This is a genomic window from Mesorhizobium sp. M7A.F.Ca.CA.002.09.1.1 (genome assembly GCF_003998555.1).
Lineage (GTDB): Bacteria > Pseudomonadota > Alphaproteobacteria > Rhizobiales > Rhizobiaceae > Mesorhizobium > Mesorhizobium ciceri.
Map to the genome: position 1 here is coordinate 1 of NZ_RZRR01001102.1, position 1,564 is coordinate 1,564.

General features: G+C 66.9%; 1 protein-coding gene and 1 pseudogene. Both read left to right on the top strand.

Going from position 1 to position 1,564, the window contains the following annotated elements; all coding sequences use genetic code 11:
* Nucleotides 1-187 (top strand): annotated as a pseudogene (locus EN994_RS30650) (hypothetical protein); the annotation flags it as partial.
* On the top strand, nucleotides 184-1,500 hold the full coding sequence (waaA, locus tag EN994_RS30655; protein ID WP_013532343.1) for a lipid IV(A) 3-deoxy-D-manno-octulosonic acid transferase: 1,317 nt from the start codon (nucleotides 184-186) through the stop codon (nucleotides 1,498-1,500). The pseudogene EN994_RS30650 and the gene waaA, both read left to right, overlap by 4 nt.
* Nucleotides 1,501-1,564: the final 64 nt, after the last annotated feature.

Consider the following 1,564-nt stretch of genomic DNA (forward strand, 5'->3'; position numbering starts at 1 on the left):
GGAGAAGAGCTGGGACAAGACCACCATTAACCTGCCGTTCGGCCGTTCGTCGATCGTCATTGGCCAGCCGATCTTCGTGGCGGCCGGCGCCGATGACGCCGAAATGGAGCGCAAGCGCCAGGAAGTGACGACAGCGCTCAATGCCGCGACCGCCGAGGCTTACCGTCTCGTGGATGCTCCGCGATGAGCGGCCGCTGGGCACGGGCCATGCTGTCGGCTTACCGATTCGCGGGTGCGGCAGCCTATCCGCTGGTCGGGCCCTACGTTGCCTGGCGCACCTCGCGCGGCAAGGAAGACCGCTACCGCCGCCGCGAGCGCTATGGCGTCGCCGGCCGCGCGCGCCCCGACGGGCCGGTGATCTGGATCCATGCCGCGAGCGTCGGCGAGACCATAGCCGTCGTGCCGCTGGTCGAAAGCATTCTCGACTATGGCGTCAACATCGTGCTGACGACCGGCACGGTGACCTCTGCGCAGGTCGCCGACGAGCGGCTCGGTGACCGCATCATCCATCAATATGTACCGCTCGACCTCAAGCCGGCGGTCAGCCGGTTCCTCGATCACTGGCAGCCGGATCTGGCAATCATCGCCGAATCCGAGATCTGGCCGATGACCATCCTCGAGCTTGGCGCGCGACGCGTGCCGCAGGTGCTGGTCAATGGCAGGCTGTCCGACCGCTCGTTCAAATCGTGGAAGAAACGCGCCAACATCGCCGAGGCGCTGTTCGAGAACCTGGCTCACGTCGTGGCGCAGTCGGATGTCGATGGCGAGCGGTTTCTCGCGCTCGGCGCGCGGCCGGTGACGGTGTCGGGCAACCTCAAGGTGGACACGTCGCCGCCTCCGGTCGACGAACGGGCGCTGGCGACACTGCGGCGGCAGATAGGCACGCGCCCGACCTGGGCGGCGATCTCGACCCATGACGGCGAGGAAGTGGTCGCGGCTGAAGTCCACGCGACGCTGCACAAGCGCCACCATGGTCTTCTGACCATCGTCGTTCCGCGTCATCCCGATCGCGCCGAGGCGCTTGCGGCGCAGATTTCCGGCATGGGCCTGAAGGTCGCGCGGCGCAGCAAGGGCGACAGGATCACGGCCGACACCGACATATTGCTTGGCGACACGATCGGCGAGATGGGGCTCTATCTCCGGCTGACGGAAATAGCCTTCGTCGGCCGCTCGCTGACCTCCGAGGGTGGCCAGAACCCGCTGGAGCCGGCCATGCTCGACACGGCGGTTCTCGCCGGGCGCAATGTGCAGAATTTTCGGGAGGCCTACCAGCGTCTCCTCGACAGCGGCGGCGCCAAGCTGGTGCGCGATCGCGACATGCTGGCCGGCGCCGTCAATTTCCTCCTGACCAACGAAGTGGCGCGCCACGAGATGATGGCGGCAGGCATTGCGACCGTCGACGAGATGCGCGGTGCGCTGGCGCGTACGCTGAAATCGCTTGAGCCCTACATCCAGCCGCTGGTCGTCAAGTCGCGCCTGAAGGGCGCGAACGGGCGCTAGCGTGGCCTCGGAAGCACCACCATTCTGGTGGGAAGAGCCGGACTGGCGGGTGCTGGGACAGGCG